The sequence below is a fragment of the Actinoplanes sp. HUAS TT8 genome (assembly GCF_051380535.1).
Classification (GTDB): domain Bacteria; phylum Actinomycetota; class Actinomycetes; order Mycobacteriales; family Micromonosporaceae; genus Actinoplanes.
Genome location: NZ_CP195646.1, coordinates 9,346,694 through 9,366,558, shown reverse-complemented (window position 1 = coordinate 9,366,558; position 19,865 = coordinate 9,346,694). Strand labels below are relative to the sequence as shown.

The 19,865-nt window shown below is 70.1% G+C and carries 21 protein-coding genes; 16 read left to right on the top strand and 5 right to left on the bottom strand.

Features of this window, described 5'->3' with window-relative positions; genetic code table 11:
* Positions 1-5: 5 nt before the first annotated feature.
* On the bottom strand, positions 6-389 hold the full coding sequence (locus ACSHV8_RS41685; RefSeq protein ID WP_436525276.1) for a hypothetical protein: 384 nt from the start codon (positions 387-389) through the stop codon (positions 6-8).
* A 270-nt stretch (positions 390-659) separates the two neighbouring features.
* Here ACSHV8_RS41685 and ACSHV8_RS41680 point away from each other — a divergent pair, with 270 nt between their 5' ends.
* From ACSHV8_RS41680 to ACSHV8_RS41645, 8 genes are all read left to right on the top strand, one after another.
* Complete coding sequence (locus ACSHV8_RS41680; RefSeq protein WP_436525274.1) at positions 660-1,352, top strand: response regulator transcription factor; 693 nt, start codon at positions 660-662, stop codon at positions 1,350-1,352.
* Positions 1,349-2,401, top strand: coding sequence for a HAMP domain-containing sensor histidine kinase (locus tag ACSHV8_RS41675; RefSeq protein ID WP_436525272.1), 1,053 nt, complete (start codon positions 1,349-1,351; stop codon positions 2,399-2,401). Before ACSHV8_RS41680 ends, ACSHV8_RS41675 begins: the two co-directional genes overlap by 4 nt.
* A 100-nt stretch (positions 2,402-2,501) precedes the next feature.
* On the top strand, positions 2,502-4,031 hold the full coding sequence (locus tag ACSHV8_RS41670) for a DUF4153 domain-containing protein (RefSeq protein WP_436525270.1): 1,530 nt from the start codon (positions 2,502-2,504) through the stop codon (positions 4,029-4,031).
* Between the two features lie 31 nt (positions 4,032-4,062).
* Complete coding sequence (locus tag ACSHV8_RS41665) at positions 4,063-4,446, top strand: DUF485 domain-containing protein (RefSeq protein WP_436525268.1); 384 nt, start codon at positions 4,063-4,065, stop codon at positions 4,444-4,446.
* On the top strand, positions 4,443-6,068 hold the full coding sequence (locus ACSHV8_RS41660; RefSeq protein ID WP_436525266.1) for a cation acetate symporter: 1,626 nt from the start codon (positions 4,443-4,445) through the stop codon (positions 6,066-6,068). Before ACSHV8_RS41665 ends, ACSHV8_RS41660 begins: the two co-directional genes overlap by 4 nt.
* A 235-nt stretch (positions 6,069-6,303) precedes the next feature.
* Positions 6,304-6,987 carry a hypothetical protein gene (locus ACSHV8_RS41655; protein ID WP_436525265.1) on the top strand — a complete coding sequence of 228 codons (684 nt, stop codon included), beginning with the start codon at positions 6,304-6,306 and terminating at the stop codon, positions 6,985-6,987.
* A gap of 397 nt (positions 6,988-7,384) precedes the next feature.
* Entirely contained in the window at positions 7,385-8,164 is a 780-nt protein-coding gene (locus ACSHV8_RS41650; RefSeq protein ID WP_436525264.1) for an ABC transporter ATP-binding protein, read from the top strand.
* The gene (locus ACSHV8_RS41645) at positions 8,161-9,747 is read left to right on the top strand and encodes an ABC transporter permease (RefSeq protein ID WP_436525262.1); all 1,587 of its coding nucleotides are present in this window, start codon (positions 8,161-8,163) and stop codon (positions 9,745-9,747) included. Before ACSHV8_RS41650 ends, ACSHV8_RS41645 begins: the two co-directional genes overlap by 4 nt.
* On the opposite strand, the gene ACSHV8_RS41640 is transcribed toward ACSHV8_RS41645, so the two are convergent.
* Positions 9,748-9,975 carry a hypothetical protein gene (locus ACSHV8_RS41640; RefSeq protein ID WP_436525260.1) on the bottom strand — a complete coding sequence of 76 codons (228 nt, stop codon included), beginning with the start codon at positions 9,973-9,975 and terminating at the stop codon, positions 9,748-9,750.
* Positions 9,976-10,069: 94 nt separating this feature from the next.
* Complete coding sequence (locus tag ACSHV8_RS41635; RefSeq protein WP_436525258.1) at positions 10,070-10,351, bottom strand: hypothetical protein; 282 nt, start codon at positions 10,349-10,351, stop codon at positions 10,070-10,072.
* Between the two features lie 100 nt (positions 10,352-10,451).
* Between ACSHV8_RS41635 and ACSHV8_RS41630 the strand changes: the two genes are divergently transcribed.
* The 8 genes from ACSHV8_RS41630 (at position 10,452) to ACSHV8_RS41595 (ending at position 17,662) form a co-directional block, all read left to right on the top strand.
* Positions 10,452-10,958, top strand: coding sequence for a flavin reductase family protein (locus ACSHV8_RS41630; RefSeq protein ID WP_436525256.1), 507 nt, complete (start codon positions 10,452-10,454; stop codon positions 10,956-10,958).
* Between the two features lie 109 nt (positions 10,959-11,067).
* The gene (locus ACSHV8_RS41625) at positions 11,068-11,427 is read left to right on the top strand and encodes a DUF485 domain-containing protein (protein WP_436525254.1); all 360 of its coding nucleotides are present in this window, start codon (positions 11,068-11,070) and stop codon (positions 11,425-11,427) included.
* On the top strand, positions 11,427-13,106 hold the full coding sequence (locus ACSHV8_RS41620; protein ID WP_436525253.1) for a solute symporter family protein: 1,680 nt from the start codon (positions 11,427-11,429) through the stop codon (positions 13,104-13,106). Before ACSHV8_RS41625 ends, ACSHV8_RS41620 begins: the two co-directional genes overlap by 1 nt.
* A 130-nt stretch (positions 13,107-13,236) precedes the next feature.
* Positions 13,237-14,361, top strand: coding sequence for an LCP family protein (locus ACSHV8_RS41615; RefSeq protein WP_436525251.1), 1,125 nt, complete (start codon positions 13,237-13,239; stop codon positions 14,359-14,361).
* A gap of 28 nt (positions 14,362-14,389) precedes the next feature.
* The gene (locus ACSHV8_RS41610; RefSeq protein WP_436525249.1) at positions 14,390-14,725 is read left to right on the top strand and encodes a rhodanese-like domain-containing protein; all 336 of its coding nucleotides are present in this window, start codon (positions 14,390-14,392) and stop codon (positions 14,723-14,725) included.
* Positions 14,722-15,510 carry a glycerophosphodiester phosphodiesterase gene (locus ACSHV8_RS41605; RefSeq protein WP_436525247.1) on the top strand — a complete coding sequence of 263 codons (789 nt, stop codon included), beginning with the start codon at positions 14,722-14,724 and terminating at the stop codon, positions 15,508-15,510. Before ACSHV8_RS41610 ends, ACSHV8_RS41605 begins: the two co-directional genes overlap by 4 nt.
* Positions 15,511-15,558: 48 nt before the next feature.
* Complete coding sequence (locus ACSHV8_RS41600; protein WP_436525245.1) at positions 15,559-16,740, top strand: sensor histidine kinase; 1,182 nt, start codon at positions 15,559-15,561, stop codon at positions 16,738-16,740.
* 49 nt (positions 16,741-16,789) lie between these two features.
* Positions 16,790-17,662, top strand: a complete 873-nt coding sequence (locus ACSHV8_RS41595; protein WP_436525243.1) for a DUF5926 family protein — start codon at positions 16,790-16,792, stop codon at positions 17,660-17,662.
* 217 nt (positions 17,663-17,879) lie between these two features.
* On the opposite strand, the gene ACSHV8_RS41590 is transcribed toward ACSHV8_RS41595, so the two are convergent.
* The gene (locus ACSHV8_RS41590; protein WP_436525241.1) at positions 17,880-18,347 is read right to left on the bottom strand and encodes a hypothetical protein; all 468 of its coding nucleotides are present in this window, start codon (positions 18,345-18,347) and stop codon (positions 17,880-17,882) included.
* A 42-nt stretch (positions 18,348-18,389) separates the two neighbouring features.
* The gene (locus ACSHV8_RS41585) at positions 18,390-19,589 is read right to left on the bottom strand and encodes an arginine deiminase (protein ID WP_436525239.1); all 1,200 of its coding nucleotides are present in this window, start codon (positions 19,587-19,589) and stop codon (positions 18,390-18,392) included.
* Positions 19,590-19,865 lie beyond the last annotated feature (276 nt).

Here is a 19,865-nt window from a genome sequence, read left to right as displayed (position 1 = left end):
GTCCGTTACTGGTCAGACTCGGTCTCGAGGGCGTAATAGCGGGTGGTCGAGCCGAAGAACTCGTCCCGGAGTTCGACGTAGGCGAGCTGCGGGATCTGTGGAGACAGCCGGGCGAAGAGGTCGCGGGCGACCAGCTCGAACGTGGGCCGGAACGGGAACAGCGCCGTCCAGGTGTCGCTCGACAGGTCGGCGCAACACTCGTCGAGAAGGCCCCCGACCACGTCCGTGTCGAAGAACCAGCCCCGGGCCGTCAGCTGGGCGTCGTCGAAGGTGACACCGACCCTGAGCAGGACCTCGACGTCCGAACCGGGAGACCGAACGGACCGGACGGCGGCTTTCAGGCCCTGGCGGGCGCGGAATCGGCGTTCGACCTCGACCGTGTACGGCACCCAGGAATCATCTCCACAGTTCGTTCACAACTCCACCCCCAGCCCTCCCCGACCGGTCAATAAGCTGCTGCCCACACGACGCGGCCGGTGAGCCACGGGGGCGCACCGGCTCGCATCGTGGTCGCGGGCATCCGGCCGGCAAGCCGGAGTGCCCGACTCCCGGGATATCCCGGGGGTCGATTGACGGGCTGGCCTGATGTACGGCGGCCCGGCGACAGGGCAGGGTGATGGGACGCCGAGATGGCGCCCGACAGGCGAGGGGTGGCAGCAATGGAGACGACGGCCGAGCGACGGGTTCTCGTCGTGGAGGACGAGCGGGCCATCGCCGACGCCGTGGCCGCCCGGCTGCGGGCCGAGGGCTTCTTGGTGCAGATCGTCGGGGACGGGCCGAGTGCGGTCGAGGCCGCCCGGCGCATCCCGCCCGACGTGATCGTGCTGGATGTCATGCTCCCCGGCTTCGACGGGCTGGAGGTCTGCCGCCGGATCCAGGCCGAGCGGCCGACCCCGGTGCTGATGCTCACCGCCCGCGGCGAGGAGACCGATCTGCTGGTCGGGCTCGCGGTCGGCGCCGACGACTACATGGCCAAGCCGTTCTCGATGCGGGAGCTGGCCGCCCGCGTGCACGCCCTGCTGCGCCGGGTCAACAAGGTGGCGGCCCCGAAAGCCGGCCCGCCGACCTTGCGCTTCGGTGACCTGGAGATCAATCAGGCCGAGCGCCGGGTGCTCCGGGGCGGCGCCGAGAAGCACCTCACGCCGACCGAGTTCGACCTGCTCGTGCACCTGGCCCGCGCCCCGCGGACGGTGCTGCCCCGGGAGCGGCTGCTGGCCGACGTGTGGGGCTGGGCGGACGCCTCCGGCACCCGTACGGTCGACAGCCACATCAAGGGGCTTCGGCGCAAGCTCGGGGCGGACCTCATCCGTACCGTGCACGGGGTTGGTTATGCCTTGGAGGTCGACCGATGACGGCTCGGCTGATGCAGTTGATCCACGACGTGGCCGCCAAGCTGTTCCGCTGGTTGCCTCGGCCGCTCGACCCGGTGCGGTCGATCAAGGCGAAGTTGTCGCTGGCGCTCGGGTTCGCCGGTGGGGTGGGCCTGCTGGTCTTCCTGTGGAGCATCGACTTCTACCGCGTCGACGTGCTCTGGATCGGCATCGCAGCCGCGTTGGGCCTGGTCACGCTGCAGGTGATGGCGCACGGGGCGACGATTCCGCTGCGCGAGATGACGATCGCGGCGCGAGCGATGGCCCGGGGCGACTACACGACCCGAATCAGTACGCGTTCGCAGGACGAGGTCGGCGAGCTGGCCGAAGCCTTCAACCAGATGGCCGCCGACCTGGCCGCGGCCGACCGGCAGCGGCGTGAGCTGATCGCGAACGTCTCGCACGAGCTGCGCACGCCGATCACGGCTCTTCGGGGCCTGCTGGAGAACATCGTCGACGGGGTCGCCGACACCGACCCGGAGACGATGCGCACCGCCCTGACCCAGACCGAGCGGCTCAGCCGCCTGGTCGGTGACCTGCTCGATCTGTCCCGGTTGGACGCCGGCGTGGTGCCGCTGCGCCGCGAGCTGATCGACGTGCCCGAGTTCCTGGACGAGGTGGTCCGGGAGGCGAAGGTCAACGCGGACGGCATCGGTCAGGACGTGCGTTTCGAGGTCGCCGCCCCGGCCCTGGTGCTTCCCGGCGACCGGGCCCGGCTGCATCAGGTCTTCGCGAATCTGCTGGACAACGCCACCCGCCACAGCCCGCCCGGCGGCCTGGTCACGCTGCGCGCCGAGCGTCGCGACGAGCAGGTGCTGTTCGCCGTGGCCGACCAGGGTGACGGCATCCCGGAGGCGGATCGAGAACGGGTCTTCGAACGCTTCACCCGTGGTGAACGGCCGACCGGTGGTGGCACCGGCCTGGGTCTGGCCATCGCCCGCTGGGTGGTGCAGCTCCACAACGGAACGATCGCCGTGGTCGCGCCGGCCGAGCGGCGCGGCTGCCACATACACGTACGGCTGCCGCTCTAGAGACATCCACGTACGCCTGCTGCTTTAAAGACTGAAGGGCGAGAACGCCATGTCCATGGCACCTCCAGCTCTACCGAGGGTACAAAACGCACCAAATGGTGTGCCGCACGGCCCGTGGCCGGACGTCCGGCTCTGGGGTCGCCGCCTGCCGGGACCCTCCGGCTCGGCCACATTCGGCACGATCATCGCGATCCTCGCCGCCACCGCGGTCGCCGCGATCAGCCTGCCGCTGGTGCAGACCGGCCTGGGCTGGCTGATCACCGCGGTCGCCGGCACGATCGCCCTGCTCGTGGCCCGGCCGGCCAGGAGCGCGGTACCGCCGCTGGTGATCCGTGAGCAGCGGTCGGCCGGCTGGGACCGGCTCGCCTGGGGGCTGGCCACGCTCGCCCTGGTCGGGGTGGGCACGTTCCGGGCGGCCGGTTGGCTCTTCGCGCTCTGCCTGGTCACCGCCACACTGACGTTCGCGCTGGCGATCGGGGCCGGGAAGTCGATGCGGTCGGTCGTCATGACGTACCTGATCGGTCCCGTGGCGATCCTGCGGTCCGCGCCCTGGCTGATCCGCGGCCTGGCCCGGATGCGGCGGGTGAACGCGGGCAGCGGCGGCCCGGCGCCGATCCGGATCGCCGCCACCGCCGCGGTCTCGGTCGCCCTGCTCGGAGTGTTCGGGCTGCTCTTCGCGTCGGCCGACGCCGCGTTCGCGAACGTGGTCGGTTCCCTGATCCCGGACATCAATGTGGAGAGTGTGGTCCGCTGGGTGTTCGTCAGCTGCCTGACCGCACCGGTGCTGGGCGGTGCCGCCTACCTGCGGGTCGCACCGCCGCGCCTCGCCGACCTGGACCAGACCGAGGGCTACAAGGTGAACCGGCTGGAGTGGGCCGTGCCGTTGGGCCTGCTCACGATGCTGTTCGCTGCGTTCGTGACGGTGCAGCTCACGGTGCTCTTCGGCGGCGAGCGGCACGTGCTGACCACGGCCGGGCTGACCTACGCGGAGTACGCGCGAGGCGGCTTCTGGCAACTCTGCATCGTCACCGGTCTGACCCTGGTCGTGCTGGCCGGGGCCGCGCGCTGGGCTCCCCGGGAAGCGCCCGGCGACCGCGCCGTATTCCGCGCCGTCCTGGGCGCGTTGACGCTGCTCAGCCTGGTCATCGTCGCTTCCGCGCTGATCCGGATGCAGGTCTACATCGACACGTACGGGCTGACCCGCCTTCGGCTTCTCGTCGCCTGCTGCGAGGTGTGGTTCGGCGTGGTCCTGATCCTGGTGCTGCTGGCCGGTATCCGGATCCGCGCTCCCTGGCTGCCCCGCGCGGCGATCGCCGCCGGCGTCCTGGCCCTGATCGGCCTGGCCGTGGCCAACCCGGATCTGCGCATCGCGCAGAACCAGTTGAGCCGTCCGGCCGACCGGATCGACCCGTACTACCTGTCGACGCTGTCGCCCGACGCGGTGCCGGCCGTGGCCGAGATGACCGACGCCGCCGACCGCACCTGCATCCTGTACCTGATCAGCCAGGACATGGGTGAGAACGGCTGGCGCGAGTGGAACCTGGGCCGCTCGCAGGCGCGAGACCTGATCGGCGACGATCCGCACCCGATCAACCCCCGCCAATGCCTTTCGACGCGGTACGGCTATTGACATTCCGTACGGGGCGGCGAGACTGCCGGACATGGCCGACAAACCGCCGCTCCCGCGCACCCGGGTGGTGCTGGGCGAAGCCACGGCCCACCGCCGCCCGGCCGACCCGGCTCGGACCGACCTGGCCGAGCAGACCCCGATCGGGGAGGCACTGGTGAAAGGGCTGGTCCGGGCACAATTGGCGCTCGCGCTGCGACTCTCGCTGGTCGTCGTGGCCGGGCTCGGCGCGCTGCCACTGCTGTTCGCGGTCGCCCCGGCGGTCGGTGGGATCAAGGTCTTCGGTATGCACCTGCCGTGGCTGCTGCTCGGGGTGCTGTCGTTCCCGTTCCTGGTCCTGGTCGGCGCCGCGTACGTGCACTGGGCCGAACGCAACGAGCAGGACTTCGCCGCCGTGATCCGCAGGCCCGAACGATGAACCCGTACCTCGTCCCCGGCCTGGTCGTGGTCGTCCTGGTGACGATCGCGATCGGGGCCTACGGCCTCCGGTTCGCCCGCACCACCTCGGACTTCCTGGTCGCCTCGCGCAGCGTCAGCCCGTCCTGGAACGCGGCCGCGATCAGCGGGGAGTACCTGTCGGCGGCCTCGTTCCTGGGCGTGGCCGGGCTCGTCCTGCGCTACGGGGTCGAGGTGCTCTGGTACCCGGTCGGTTTCGCCGCCGGCTACCTGGCGTTGCTGCTGTTCGTGGCCGCCCCGCTGCGCCGATCGGGCGCGTTCACCCTCCCGGACTTCTGCGAGGTGCGACTGCGGTCCACCCGTCTGCGCCGGCTCGCCACCGCGTTCGTGCTGTTCATCGGCTGTCTCTACCTGCTGCCCCAGCTGCAGGGCGCCGGCCTGACGTTCGCCACGGTCACCGGCGGCTCGTACGCCTGGGGTGCGCTCTTGATCGGGGTCGTCGTCACCGGCAACGTGGCGTTCGGCGGGATGCGCGCGATCACGTTCGTCCAGGCGTTTCAGTACTGGTTGAAGCTGACCGCGCTGGCCGTCCCGATCCTGTTCCTGATCTTCCAGTGGCAGTCCGACGGCCGCCCCGCGGTGACACCACCGGCCGGGGCGGTCTTCCACACGGCGACCAGCGTGGTGATCGAGAAAGACGCCGTGCTCGACGGAGTCGGACCGGTCACCGCGGGCGAAACGCTGCACTTCGCGGCCGGCGATCCGGTGCCGAAGGTGAGCACGGTCGACGCGAAGTTCGGCGCCGACTGGCTGCGCCCCGGCGGCGACTCCGGCCTGTTCGGCACGTATTCGCTGATCCTGGCCACGTTCCTGGGCACGATGGGGCTGCCACACGTGCTCGTGCGGTTCTACACGAACCCGGACGGCGCCTCGGCCCGGCGCACCACCCTCGTCGTACTCGCCATGGTCGGTTTGTTCTATTTACTGCCGACGTTGTACGGCGTTCTGGGGCGGATCTACACCCCGCAACTACTGATGACCGGGCGGACCGACGCGGTGGTGCTGCTGCTCCCCGAGGCCGCACTGGGCGGCGGCCACCTCGGGCGGCTGCTCGGCGCCCTGGTCACCGCGGGCGCGCTGGCCGCGTTCCTGTCCACGTCGTCGGGCCTGCTCACCAGCGTCGCCGGGGTGATCTTCACGGACGTGCTGCGGCCCGGGCGGTCCGGTTCGGTGCGCGACTTCCGGCTGGCCACGGTGCTGGCCGCGGCCGTACCGATGACGATGGCTCTTTTTCTGTCCGACATGGACGTCTCGCGGGTGGTCGGGCTGGCCTTCGCGGTTGCTGCGTCGAGCTTCTGTCCGCTGCTGGTGCTGGGGATCTGGTGGCGCGGGCTGACCGACGCCGGCGCGATCGCGGGCATCCTGATCGGCGGCGGTTCCGCGGTCGTGGCCGTCTTCGTCACCGTGCTCGGCGCCGATCTGCCCAGCGGCCTGGCCGAGTTCATCGCGCAGCCGGCGGCCTGGACGGTGCCGCTCGCGTTCCTGGTCATGGTCGTGGTGTCGCTGCTGACCAGCCGCCGCGTGCCGTCCGACGTCGGCGCCACCATGCTGCGCCTCCACGCCCCCGAGTCCCTACGCGGCTAGCCCGGCGCGGGCGCGACGCGGCGCGGGGCGGGGGCGGCGCGGGCGGCGCGGGCGGCGCGGGCGGCGCGGGCGGCACGGGCGGCACGGGCGGCACGGGCGGCGCGGGCGGCACGGGCGGCACGGGCGGCACGGGCGGCACGGGCGGCACGGGCGGCACGGGCGGCACGGGCGGCATTTAAGGATCTTTAAGGTTGGTGGCTCGGCTTTTGGGAAACGGGCGTGCGTAAAGACGGGCATGAGGAGTTCACGCAGCGCATACAAGCGACCGGGCAGCGGACTGACCGGCCGGAACCGCAAGATCGCGATCGGCGTGGCGATCGCCGCCCTGGCCGGGGGCGCGCTCGCCGTCGGTACCGGGATGAGTAACGCGTCGACCAGCTGCGACGGGCTGGACCAGTCGCTGCGCGACACCCTCTCCTTCATGGCCGACCAGCGCGCGCACCCCAACGCGCAGACCGACGCGGTGCTGGCGAACCGGCAGGCCGTGGTCGACCTGATCAACCTGCAGCGTCAGCAGGCGGGCTGCACCACGAAGATCGCCGCCCCGCCGGCCGCGGCGACGACGAAGCCGGCCACGAAGCCCGCGACCACCGCCCCCACCAAGGCGGCGACGACGGCTCCCACCAAGGCGGCCACCACGGCGCCGGCGAACAACGCCGGGACCGGTGCGGGCGAGGTCGTCTGCAAGGGTTCGACGGTGACGCTCTCCGGCGAGGCGGGCGCGCCGTTCGCCTCCAGCGGCACGTTCCCGCTGGGCACGAAGCTCAAGGTCACGAACCTGGACAACAACAAGAGCATCACGGTGACCGTGCAGACCACCTCGGGCAGCTGTGTGCTCCTCAACAACGCGGCTTTCGAGCAGGTGCGCGAGCCGGGCAAGTTCCTGATCCGGCGCGCGGTGATCGAGCGCGTGGGCTGATGCCCTCCTGAGGGCCCGAGCTTGAGGGTCGGAGCATGAGGGCCCGGGTGTGCCGCGTTTCCCCCGTTTCGACGCGGAACATCCGGGCCCGTTCGGGCGCCGTCGAATACGCCGACTATTTCCGTGACGCAGCAACTAATCGACAGATTTCGGGCGACCGCGCCAGATCTTGCGCCTGTCCGCACCCATCGAGCAAGTCGTTCGGCACGGCTGTGAGAATGGCTACAGCCAAGCCCGAAATGTCAATTACCTGAACTTATTGGCGACAATTCGTCCATTGTAGAAAATGGTGGCAGTCGGCCGAACCGGCAGCCCGTTCTACCCGGACCGCCACATCGACTGTCGGCGCAGGTGAACACGCTGGCCGAGGTTCCGGGACGCGGCTAGGTTGCAAAGCATGACGGTGCCGGCACAGCGTACGGGCGAGCCGGCCGCGGCAATGGCGTTGCGCGGGCTGGTCAAGCACTTCGACACGAAACTCGCGGTCTCCGCGGTCACCCTGGACGTCCCGGCCGGTTCCTTCTACGGCCTGCTCGGCCCCAACGGTGCCGGCAAGACCACCACCCTCTCCATGGCCGTCGGCCTGTTGCGGCCCGACGCCGGTCAGGCCTACCTGTTGGGGTACGACGTCTGGCAGTCCCCGGTCCAGGCGAAGTCCCTGGTCGGCGTCCTCCCCGACGGCGCCCGGATGTTCGACCGCCTGAGCGGCCCGGAACTGCTGGCCTATCAGGGCCTGCTCCGCGGCATGCCGGCCCCGGTCGTCGACCAGCGCGCCCGTGACCTGCTCGACGTCTTGGAACTCGGCGTCGACAACGGCACCCTGGTGATCGACTACTCGGCCGGTATGAAGAAGAAGATCGGCCTGGCCTGCGCTCTGCTGCACGCGCCCCGGCTGCTGGTGCTGGACGAGCCGTTCGAGGCCGTCGACCCGGTGTCGGCCGCGCTGATCCGGGACATTCTGCAGCGCTACGTCACCGGCGGCGGAACCGTCGTCTTCTCCAGTCACGTCCTGGAGGTCGTCGAGCGCCTCTGCTCGCACGTCGCGATCATGTCGGACGGCGTGCTCCGGATGCACGGCCCGATGGACACGGTCCGCGCCGGCCGCCCCTTGCAGGACGTCTTCGTGCAGGTGGTCGGTGGTCGCGTGGCCACCGGTTCGGAACTGGCCTGGCTGTGAGCGTCTGGCCGTTCGTCCGGCTCAAGCTCCGCCTCACCGCGAACGGCCTGCGTGGGCGTCCGGGCCGGGTCACCCTGTTCGTTCTCGGCGCGTCGGCCGCGACCGTGCTCGCCGTCCTCGGTTACGCCGGGTTCGCCCTGCCCGGCCTGCTCGGCGAGGAGCACGCGGCCCGGATGCTGCTGCCGTTCGGCGGCGCACTGCTCGTGCTCGGCTGGCTCTTCCTGCCGCTGCTCTTCTTCGGGGTCGACGAGACCCTGGATCCGGCCCGGTTCGCGCTGCTGCCGTTGAGTCGCCGCACGCTTATCGCCGGGCTCGGCACGTCGGCCCTGATCGGGTTGCCGGCGCTGGCCACGCTGGCCGCGACGGCCGGGATGGTGGACTCGGCGGCCCGGCTCGGCGGGCCGCTCGCCGCGCTGGCCGAGGCGGTCGGCGTGATCGGCGGGCTGCTGCTCTGTGTGACGTTGAGCCGGGCGGTGACCAGCGCGTTCGCCACCGCGCTGCGTTCCCGGCGAGCGCGCGACCTCGCGACGATCATGCTGGCCGTGGTGGCCGCCTCGGTCGGGCCGCTGCAGTTGCTGCTGCTGGGGCTGCTCGACAAGGCGGACTGGGACAACGTCGCCGGGATCGCCGAGGTCACCGGGTGGACTCCGCTCGGGGCGCCGTACGCGCTGGGTCTGGATGTCGTGGCGGGCCGGGCCTGGGCCGTACCGCTGAAGCTCTTGATCGTTGTTGCCGCCATCGGCGGCCTTCTCCTGTGGTGGAGCCGGACGCTGGAACAGGCGATGACCGGTCTGTCCTCGCCGGGGCGCCGGCCGGCCACACGCGCCGCCCGTCGCTCGCCGGTCGATCAGCTGATGTTCCGCTGGTGGCCGCGCGGCCGGTTCGGCGCGCTGGTGGCCCGCGAGACGCGGTACTGGTGGCGGGAGAACCGGCGCCGGGCCGGGCTGGTCGCGCTCACCATGGCCGGGCTGTTCCTGCCGCTGACCTCGACGTTCGGTCCGGGGCCGAGGCTGGCCGGCGGGATGGCGTTCGTCGTCGGCGCGATCGCGCCGGTGGCTCTGGCCAACCAGTTCGGTTATGACGGCAGCGCCTACGCGACGAATCTCGCGATCGGGATCCCGGGCCGGCTGGAGATCCACTCGCGGGCGGCCTCGCACGTCCTGATCACGTTTCCGCTGCTGGTGGTCGTGGCGACGCTGGCCGGGCTGATCACCGGCGATCCGGCCGGGATCCCGGCGCAGCTGGGCACGCTGCTGGCGGTCTACGGCACCGGGCTCGCCGTGCTGCTGCCGATCTCGGTCCGCGCCGCCTACGCCCTGCCCGAGTCGACCGGCCCGTTCGCCGTCTCGTCCGGCGGTGGCCTGGCCAAGGGCCTGCCGAGCGTCGCCGGAATGCTCGGCGGCATGCTCGGGGCGCTGCCGGTCGTGCTCGCCGGCTATCTGCTCGGCCCGGCCTGGACGTGGGCCGGGCTCCCGATCGGCCTCGGTTACGGAATCGCCGCGTATCTGGTCGGATCCGGAATGGCGGGGGATCTGTTGGAGCGTCGCATGCCGGAAGTGCTCGCCGCGGTCACCCCGCGATAGTCATCGCAATTTCCGAAGACCATCTCGGCGTACGAATATCAGCCGCCGTTCCGTCGCGTCGCCGGACGGGCCCAACACATATCCGTCGATCCACAGCCACCCGGCATAGGTAGGGCGCGGATCGACACGAATCACCCGGAACGTCAGCGCCCGATCGCCCGCGAACTGAACGCTCGCGGCTGCGCCCACATGAAACACGTCCCCTGCGCGCGGCAGGTCGTCCGCCATTTACCGCACCCCTGCCCGACATTACACAGATTGTGTAATGCCATGACATCCCTGGCATTGTCCACTTTCGAGGGACAATGCGGGGTTGAGGTGACTATGGGCGATTGACCGTTCGCGGTCCGCCATTGCGGGGGGCCGGAACCCGGTTGACCCGGATCGGCCGGAGCCCGTCCTGCCGGACGAAGATGCGCCGTCGCTGCAGCGCGTTGCCGGCCGGCCCGACGACGTATCCGTCCAGCCAGATCCAGCCGTCGTAGGTGACCCGCGGGTCAACCCGGATGACCCGGAAGGTCAGCGCCCGGTCGCCGGAGAACTGCACACTCGCGTCGGGCCCGACGTGAACGACATCGCCCGGCCTTAACACCACCTGAGGCATGCGCCGTCCCCTTCCCGCCAAAGGTCCCCAGAGGAAAATAGCCGTTGATCAATTAAAAGTGATAGCGGCGTGCACGATCTGTAATCGAGACAATGATCGTATGACCATCCACTCCACCGATCCGTTCGCCGTTCCCGACGAGGACAAGTCGCCGGTCCGCCGGCTGCGCGGGCGGCTGGCCTCGCCGGTGACGCTCTGGACCACGCCCGGACCATCAGGATTGACCGTTTCGTCCACTCTGGTGGCCGATGGCGATCCGGGGCGGGTTCTCGGCCTGATCGACGAGGAGAGCGACTTCTGGGACGCCGTCGCACAGGCCGGGCGGTTCGCGGTGACCCCGCTGACGCCGGCCGACCGGCAGCTGGCCGACCGGTTCGCCGGGCTGATGCCCGCGCCGGGCGGACTGTTCGCCGTCGGGGAGTGGCGGGAGACCCCGTACGGGCCGGTGCCCGCGCACGCCGGAGCGTGGGCCGGTTGTGTCCTCGACTCCGACCGGCCGTGCGGCTGGGCGCTGCTGGTGGAGGGGGTCGTGGAATCGGTCCAGCTGGATACCGCGACCGCGCCGCTGGTGCACTTCCGTGGACGCTACGCCGAACTCGACCGCTGAGCGCAGTCAGGCCACCACTCAGCGCAGACGCCGACCGGTGGCACGAGGCGGGCGGCTTTCCTTCGTACGGTCCGGGAAAAGTCCGCCCGCTGATGAAGGTGGTGACACCGTGCCGGCCACCCCCGAGAAATATCTCGAGGTGCAGAACTCCGATGAATTCGGTCGACTGCGCCATACCCTTCGCAGGTTCATCTTCCCGACCACTGTCGCGTTCATCCTCTGGTACGCGCTGTACGTCCTGCTCTCCGCGTACGCCCGGGACTTCATGGCGATCAAGCTGGTCGGCAACATCAATGTCGCCCTGCTCTTCGGCCTGCTGCAGTTCCTCTCGACGTTCCTGATCGCCTGGTACTACTCCAAGTTCGCCGCGGAGAAGGTCGACCCGCTCGCGGACGACATCTACAAGGGCATCGAGGGCGACACCCGCGCGCCGGCCGACACCGCCTCGACCGACGGGAGCGCCGTCTGATGCCGACCTCCACCCTGCTCGCGGCCGAGGCCTCGGCCAGCACCTCGCGCACGCTGACGATCACACTGTTCCTGATCTTCGTGGCGATCACCCTGGCCATCACCATCTGGGCCAGCCGCCAGACCAAGACGGCGACCGACTTCTACGCCGGTGGCCGCCAGTTCTCCGGCTTCCAGAACGGCATGGCGATCGGCGGCGACTACATGTCGGCCGCGTCGTTCCTCGGCATCGCCGGCCTGATCGCGCTCTACGGCTACGACGGCTTCCTCTACTCGATCGGCTTCCTGGTCGCCTGGCTGGTGGCGTTGCTGCTGGTCGCCGAGTTCCTGCGTAACTCGGGCCGCTACACGATGGCCGACGTGCTGGCGTTCCGGATGCGTCAGCGCCCGGTCCGTACGGCCGCCTCGGTCTCCACCGTGGTGGTGTCGATCTTCTACCTGATCGCGCAGATGGTCGGCGCCGGCGCGCTGGTGTCGCTGCTGCTCGGCATCACCGCCGACGAGAAGTTCCTGGGCATGACCGCCGGAACGGCCAAGGTCTTCACGATCATCCTGGTCGGCGCCCTGATGATCGTCTACGTGGTGGTCGGCGGCATGAAGGGCACCACGTACGTCCAGATCGTCAAGGCGTTCATGCTGATGACCGGCGCCCTGGTGATGACCATCCTGGTGCTCGCGCACTACAAGTTCAACCTGTCGACGCTGCTGGGTGACGCGGCCGCACAGTCCGGCAAGGGCGCGGCGTTCCTGGAACCCGGGCTGAGGTACGGCGTCGAGACCGCGGGCGACGCGACCAAGACGTTCTACAGCAAGATGGACCTGCTGTCGCTGGGTCTCGCCCTGGTGCTCGGCACGGCCGGTCTGCCGCACATCCTGACCCGGTTCTACACCGTGCCGACGGCCCGGATCGCCCGCAAGAGCGTGCTCTGGGCGATCGGCATCATCGGCGTCTTCTACCTGTTCACCCTGGCCCTGGGCTTCGGCGCGGCGGCTCTGGTCGGTGGCAAGGCGATCACCGCGCAGGACAAGGCCGGCAACACCGCCGCGCCGCAGCTCGCGCAGAAGCTGGGCATCGACTACCTGGGCGGGGACACCGGCGGCGCGGTGCTGCTGGCGATCATCGCGGCGGTCGCGTTCGCCACCATCCTGGCCGTGGTGGCCGGCCTGACCCTGGCGTCGTCGTCGAGCATCGCGCACGACTTCTACGCCAGCGTGATCAAGCGGGGCAACGCCTCCGAGCGCAACGAGGTGGGGGTGGCCCGGATCTCGGCGCTGGTCATCGGTGCGATCGCGATCGCGCTGTCGATCTTCGCGCAGAGCCTGAACGTGGCGTTCCTGGTGGCCCTCGCCTTCGCGGTGGCGGCCTCGGCGAACCTGCCGGCCGTGCTCTACAGCCTGTTCTGGCGGCGGTTCAACACCTCGGGCGCACTCTGGTCGATCTACGGCGGCCTGCTCACCGCGGTGATCCTGGTGTTCTTCTCGCCGGTCGTCTCCGGCTCGGCCACCGCGATGTTCCCGCACGACGACTGGCACTGGTTCCCGCTGTCCAACCCGGGCATCATCTCGATCCCGCTGGGCTTCTTCTTCGGCTGGCTGGGCACCGTGCTCAGCAAGGAGACCGACGCCGACAAGTACGCCGAGCTCGAAGTCCGATCGCTGACCGGACACGGAGCGCATTAAGCCTTCCCCCTCCGCCCGGGCCGGTGTCGTCGCCGCGCCGGTCCGGGCCCGGGAAGCGGTCGTCTCCCACCTTCGTGCCGCACCGTGCCGACAAACGGGATCAAGGGTCTTTGCGACCTAATGTGGTCTCATGTCTGCGACCACCTCTCCCAGCGGCAACTCCTCCGGACGGGCCTCCGTCCCGCCGTCCGGGCCGGCTTCGGCCCGTCCCGTGGGACCGGGCGACCGGGGGCACACCTATCAGGGCAAGGGCCCGCGGGTCCGCCCGCGCTGGGGCCGCATCGCTCTGGTCGCCGGTGGCATCGTCCTGATTCTCGCTCTGGCCGGCGGCATCTTCGCGGTCAACTACGTGAGCGGGATCGACAAGGACCTCAAGCGCACCAACGCCTTCTCCGGGCTCAGTGCGGACCGGCCGGCCAAGGCGGTCGAGGGTGCGGTCAACATCCTGCTGGTCGGCAGCGACTCGCGCGATCCGGACACCAAGGACGACGACGCCACCGGGTGGCGCGCGGACACGCTGATGATCATGCACGTGCCCGCCGACCACAAGTCGGCGCAGCTCATCTCCATTCCGCGGGACCTGTGGGTGGTCGTTCCGCGCAGCAACGACGCGGCCTGCAGCGACGGGTCCCGCGCCAAGATCAACGCGTCGTTCTCCTTCGGTGGCCTGCCCCGCGCCGTGCACACCGTCGAGTGCCTGACCGACGTCAAGATCGACAACGTGATGGCGATCGACTTCGGCGGCTTCAAGGAGGTCACCGACGCGCTCGGCGGCGTCGACCTGAAGGTGGACCAGACCATCACGTCGATCCACCCGCCGCACCGGGTGTTCAAGAAGGGCATGATGCACATGGACGGGGCCCAGGCCCTGGACTGGGTGCGTCAGCGCTATCAGTTCGCCCGCGGTGACTTCGCCCGCATGCAGCACCAGCAGGAGTTCCTCAAGGCGCTGATGGACAAGGCGGCCAGCAGCGGCACGCTGACCAGCCCGGGCAAGCTCGACGACTTCCTGAACGCGGTGGCCAAGGCGGTCACCGTCGACCAGGACTTCTCGCTCAAGGACATGGTGCTGCAGTTCCGCAGCCTGCGCGGGGAGAACCTGACGTTCCTGACCACGCCGAACAAGGGCAGCCAGACGATCTCCGGCCAGTCCGTGGTGGTCTCCGACCGGGAGAAGGCGCTGGCCCTGTTCCAGGCGGTCGCCGCCGACAAGATGTCCGAGTGGATGGCGGCGAACCCGGTCAAGAAGTCGTGACCGATTCGGGGGTCGTACGCTGGGAGCCGTGTTCGGACCTCAGGTACCCAGCGTGACCCCCGACCAGGTCGACTCCGACGCCTATCTCCTGGACGTTCGTGAGCCGGACGAGTGGGAGGCCGGCCACGCGCCGGGCGCCCACCATCTCCCGATGATGGAGGTGCCGGCCCGGATGGCCGAGGTGCCCAACGACGGCGAGGTCGTCGTGATCTGCCGCGCCGGCGGGCGCTCCGGCCAGGTGGTGGCCTATTTGATGAACAACGGCTGGGACAACGTTCGTAACCTCGACGGCGGGATGAAGTCGTGGGCGGCGGCCGGCCGTGACGTGGTCAGCGAGGACGGGCAACCGGCCCGGGTGTTGTGACCGGCTATCGGCCCCTCGTCTTCGCACACCGCGGGGGCGCGGATGCGCTGCCCGAGCACACGCTCGGGGCGTACCTTCGCGCCCTGGAGGAGGGTGTCGACGGCCTGGAGTGCGATGTCCGGCTGACCCGGGACGGGCACCTGGTCTGCTTCCATGATCGGAATCTGAGCCGGACGAGCAACGGCAAGGGTCTGGTCAGCCGGCGCACGCTGGCTCAGCTCGACGAGTTCAACTACGGCTCCTGGCACCCCGGTTATCCGGCCGACGAGGAGCTGCCCGATCTGAGCCGGCTGCTCACCCTGGAACGGCTGCTGGAGGCGGTGCGCGACAGCGGGCGGCCGGTGCGCCTGCTGATCGAGACCAAGCACCCTTCGGTGTACGGGGCCGAGGTCGAGCGCCGGCTGGTCAAGATGCTCCGGCGGTTCGGTCTGGCCGAGCCGAAGCCGGACGATCCCGTACAGGTGACGGTGATGTCCTTCGCGGCGCTCGCGCTGCGGCGGATCCGCGCTCAGGCGCCCGGCGTGCCGACCGTCTATCTGATGGAGCTGTTGCCGCCGATGGTCGGGAAGGGGCGGCTGCCGTTCGGTTCGCGGATCGCCGGTCCCGGCGTCGAGCTGGTGCGCAACCGGCCCGGTCTGCTGTCGGCGATGCGGGCGGCCGGCCACCGGACGTACGTGTGGACCGTCAACGAGCCGGAGGACCTGGAACTGGTGCTCAGCCATCAGGTGGACGGTGTGATCAGCGACCGGCCGAAGTTCGTCCTGGACCGCCTGGAGACGCTGTGACTGTGGTCACAACCGTCAAACGCTGAGCGGCGAGGCAGACTCGCAGACATGCCGGAAAGTCCCGACTACCCAGCACTGACCCGGGGTCAGCTCGCGGTGCTCGACCGCGTCAACGCCGGGGAGTCCGGCCTGCCCATCCTGCAGCAGCTGGTCCGCCTGGCCCAGGACGCGCTCGGCGCCCGCGGCGCCGGCTTCGCGGAATATGCGGACGGCCACGGCCGGATCATCGCCGCCACCGGTGTCTGCGAGGCCGCCATCGGCCGCCGGGTCGAGCGCCGGCTGGAGAGCGCCGGTCGCACCCTGCTGGTGTCGCTGAACTCGGTGAACGACGAGTTCGCCCGGCAGATCGAGGGCGGCGACCTGCGGCACATGCTGGGCGCCCGCTGTGAGGCCGGTGACACGTTCGCCGGGTCGCTGCACGTCTACTTCGGGGCCGACGCGGGCGAGCCCGGCCCGGAACACCACGCGGTGCTGGAGCTGCTGGCCGGGCAGATCGGCCGGCTCTACGGCCTCGGCTCCGGGCTGCCGGTGCACCCGGCCGCGGCGCCCGCGCAGGCCGACCGCGACCTCTGGGTGGCGGTCACCAGCCACGAGCTGCGCACCCCGGTCACGGTGATCAAGGGTTACGCCGACACGCTGACCAACCACTGGGAGACGCTCGGCGAGCCGGGTCGTCAGGAGGCGGTCCGGGTGATCGGCAACCGGGCCGGCGAGCTGGCCCGCCTGGTCGACCGGCTGCTCTCGGCGGCCAGCGACGGGGTGCTCGGTTCGGCCCCGGCCGGGCCGTTCGACCTGGTCGAGGCGTTGCGTGAGGCGGTCGGCGAGCTGCCCGCGGACCTGCGCCGGCGGCTCAAGCTGGCGCACCTTCCGGGGGACCTGCCGAAGGCGTACGGGAATCGCGATTCGATCGCCACGATCCTCACCGAGCTGACCACCAACGCGGAGAAGTATTCGGCGCCGGACAGCATCGTCGAGCTCTGCGCCGGCATCGACGACGACACGCTGCGTTTCCGCGTCTCCGACCGTGGCGTCGGCATCGCCCCCGAGCACGTCGAGCACGCCTTCGAGCGGTACTGGCAGGCCGAGGGCGGCGACCGGCACCACCATCCGGGCGCCGGTCTGGGCCTCTACCTGGTCCGGCGCATGGTCGAACGGCAGAACGGCTGGGTCTCGCTGCGCCCCCGCGAGGGCGGCGGAACCGTCGCCGAGGTCCGCCTGCGCCGCGCCTAGGTGGGCCACGTCACCGGTTTCCGAGGGGTACCGCCTACGCTGGTCCCTCGTGAGTAAGCGTCGTAAGTCCCAGTCCGAGCCCAAGACCAAGGTGCGCGACATCTTCGTCGCCCGCCCGTTCGAGGGTCTCGCCGACGAACCCGAGTGGGTCGCACTGCGTGAGCTGGTCCCGGCCGCCTCGGCCTCGCTGACCCTGAAGCCCGAGGTCATCGAGGAGTACGGCGACCGTCCGGTCACCCTCTCGACCGTGCTTCCGATGGCCTGGCCGGCCATGTCGCGCCAGGACGGGCAGGTCTTCATCGGCCTCCAGCGGCACGTGCAGTCCGGCGACGTCTCCCGCGACCTGGCCGTCGCCATCCTCGCCGCGCTCCGCACCCCGCCGGGCAACCCGGTCTCGGTGCCGGCCCTGCCCGGCGAGGGCCCGCGTCTGCAGGACGTGCTCGTCGACGGACCGCTCGAGATCACCATGCAGGACGGCTTCGAGTACTGGCTGGACGCCGACCAGCTGCACGACGCCAGCGTGAAGGCGTCGCTGGAGCGGGCCAACGCGTCGATCTATCCGACCGTGCGCCTGAGCGCGGCCAAGGCGGCCTACTGGTGCCGGATCGCGCCGGACAAGGGCCACGTCCGCTGGGTGCTGGGCGACGACGAGGACCGGGCGCTGGACGCCCTGGCTCGGCTCTCGGCCGCCGGTGAGCTGGTGCTCCGCGAGGACACCAAGTTCGCCGGGATGTTCCGCGCGCACGGCCTGCTGGTGCCCGTCTGGGACATTCCGGGCGAGCCCGAGGCGGCCGACTGGGAGGCGCCGCTGGCCGATTTCGCCAAGCGTTACCAGGACACGCTGGCGATCACCGAGCCGCTCGACGCCGCCGGCCGCCGCGCCAAGCAGGGCCTGATCGGCCGCCAGCTGACCCTGCGCTGACCCTCGCGGACAGGCTCCCGGCCTCGGGAGCCTGTCCGCTTTCCATCAGAAGATCAACTTCAAGATCTTCATTGCCTGCGTCCGCTGTGGTCCGGATCGTCGCTCCCGCGGGGACCCTTCCGGGCCTCGCAGGGCGCTGGCGCGCCCAGAACGCGAGACCCTCCAGGGCGATCTGGGCGGGTGGTTGCGGTCAGAGCAACAAACCCGACCTGGTCCTTCAGGCGCCGGTGCGGGTGAAGTCAGCGATCCAGTTGGACTCCCAGGTCTCGCCCTGGTCGGTGGAGAAGGACTGTTCCCAGCGGCAGGACTCCGGCGTGATCTCGGACCACAGGAAACGGACCCGGATCGGCCGGCCCTCCCACTCCTCGTCGTCGTAGAAGCGGCCGCACCCGTCGGCCTCGAACCGCCCGACGGTCGGCGGCAGCGCCAGCCCGGTGTCGGGCCGAGCCCAGTAGAGCGACCACAGATCGGTCGACGGGTCGTACAACCGCACGGTCAGCCCGGCCGACGAGTCCTCGAACCGCACCTCGTCCACGTTGCCGCCACCGTCGAAGATGCTCCAGGAGCGCGTGGTCGCGGCCAGCTCGTACCAGTCGTCGCAGCCGGCCAGCACCTTGCGCAACCGCCGCTGCCGGGAACTCCAGGTGCCGATGAAGAAGTCGAAGTTGTTGTCCGCAAGCGTCATGCCGCGACGCTAGGACCGCACCCCTGACACCTTCTGTCAGGTTCAGCCGGCCAGCGGATCGCGCCGGATCGGGCAGCTCATGCAGCGCGGACCGCCCCGGCCACTGCCCAGCTCGGAACCCTGGATGCGGACGACCTCGATGCCGGCATGCTCCAGTTGCGCGTTCGTCTCGACGTTGCGCTCGTAGGCCACACACAGTCGAGGGGCGATGGCCAGCGTGTTGTTGCCGTCGTCCCACTGCTCCCGCTCGGCCGTGACCGGGTCGAGGCCGGTGTCGATGACGCGCAGACGGTCGATGCCCATGGCCTCGGCCGCGGCCTCCAGGAACGGGCGCAACGGCCGTACGCGCAAATGGTCTTGATCTTGATCGGAGCTGATGGTCCAGGCCTGCAACGTGTCGGCGATGTTCGGGTACATCACGACCGCGTCGGAATCCACCATGGTGCAGACCGTGTCGAGGTGCATGGTGGCGCGCTCCTGCGCGATCGGCACGGCCAGCACGGTGTGCGCGAGCCCGGCCGTCAGCACCCGGCGGGCCAGCCGCTCGGCGCCGGCCGGAGTGGTCCGCTCGCCGACGCCGATGGCCAGCACCGACGGCGCGAGCACCAGCACGTCACCGCCCTCGACGTGCTCCAGCGCCGGCTCGTAAAGCAGTTCCGCACCGGCGAAGCGCGGATGGAAGCGATAGATCGCGTGGGTGAGCGTGGTCTCGCGGCGCCGCGCGGGCATCGCGAGACTGGTCACGGCGACCCGGTCGCGCACCCAGACCGACGAGTCCCGGGTGAAGAGCAGATTCGGCAGCGGATCGATGACGAACTCGTTGCGTTCCAGCATCTCGTAGACCAGGCTGCCGCCGCCGCCGGGCTTGACCTCCTCGTGCGCGAGCCCGGCCACGAGCACCTCGGCCAGCCGCTCCGGATCCTGGTCGGCCAGGTAGTCGGCGATCCCGGCCCGCAGCCCGTCGCCCAGCCGCGCGTCGGCCAGAACCCCGGCGGTCAGCTCGGCCCGCGCCTCGGGCACGGCCAGCGTTTCGGCCAGCAGAGAGGAGAGATAGAGCACTTCGACACCACGGGTGCTCAGCGCCTCGGCGAAGCGATCATGCTCCTCCTGCGCGCGGCCGACCCAGGGGATGCCGTCGAAGAGCAACGAGCCGCTGTTCCGCGGCGTGAGCCTGGCCAGCTCTTTTCCCGGCCGGTGGAGGAGGACGGTGCGCAGGCGGCTGACTTCACTGTCGACGTACACCAGGCCGACGTTAGTCCGTACCGAACGCTATCGCCCGGTCACGTTCTGATCTAGATCCTGAGACGAGCATGCACCGATCGGACGACGGAGATAACTTGGCACAGTGCGACGAGACCGCGGACCGCAGGTGCGGAGATGCACCATCCGCAAGAAGACGTTGTCCGTGAATGCGGTATTCATCCACACTTCTTTCTCTTTCTTTCCACTGCGCCGCCCTTCTCCGTGAGGGGCTGAGCACGTACGGTAGTTGGAAACAGAGAGCCAGCCCGATAGACC

Bases quoted from the DNA above. Each gene is read 5' to 3' on its own strand.
- ACSHV8_RS41640 (WP_436525260.1), bottom strand. From the start codon at position 9,975: ATGGCGGACGACCTGCCGCGCGCAGGGGACGTGTTTCATGTGGGCGCA.
- ACSHV8_RS41655 (WP_436525265.1), top strand. From the start codon at position 6,304: ATGAGGAGTTCACGCAGCGCATACAAGCGACCGGGCAGCGGACTGACC.
- ACSHV8_RS41675 (WP_436525272.1), top strand. From the start codon at position 1,349: ATGACGGCTCGGCTGATGCAGTTGATCCACGACGTGGCCGCCAAGCTG.
- ACSHV8_RS41620 (WP_436525253.1), top strand. From the start codon at position 11,427: ATGCCGACCTCCACCCTGCTCGCGGCCGAGGCCTCGGCCAGCACCTCG.
- ACSHV8_RS41660 (WP_436525266.1), top strand. From the start codon at position 4,443: ATGAACCCGTACCTCGTCCCCGGCCTGGTCGTGGTCGTCCTGGTGACG.
- ACSHV8_RS41680 (WP_436525274.1), top strand. From the start codon at position 660: ATGGAGACGACGGCCGAGCGACGGGTTCTCGTCGTGGAGGACGAGCGG.
- ACSHV8_RS41635 (WP_436525258.1), bottom strand. From the start codon at position 10,351: ATGCCTCAGGTGGTGTTAAGGCCGGGCGATGTCGTTCACGTCGGGCCC.
- ACSHV8_RS41630 (WP_436525256.1), top strand. From the start codon at position 10,452: ATGACCATCCACTCCACCGATCCGTTCGCCGTTCCCGACGAGGACAAG.
- ACSHV8_RS41665 (WP_436525268.1), top strand. From the start codon at position 4,063: ATGGCCGACAAACCGCCGCTCCCGCGCACCCGGGTGGTGCTGGGCGAA.
- ACSHV8_RS41615 (WP_436525251.1), top strand. From the start codon at position 13,237: ATGTCTGCGACCACCTCTCCCAGCGGCAACTCCTCCGGACGGGCCTCC.
- ACSHV8_RS41650 (WP_436525264.1), top strand. From the start codon at position 7,385: ATGACGGTGCCGGCACAGCGTACGGGCGAGCCGGCCGCGGCAATGGCG.
- ACSHV8_RS41590 (WP_436525241.1), bottom strand. From the start codon at position 18,347: ATGACGCTTGCGGACAACAACTTCGACTTCTTCATCGGCACCTGGAGT.
- ACSHV8_RS41600 (WP_436525245.1), top strand. From the start codon at position 15,559: ATGCCGGAAAGTCCCGACTACCCAGCACTGACCCGGGGTCAGCTCGCG.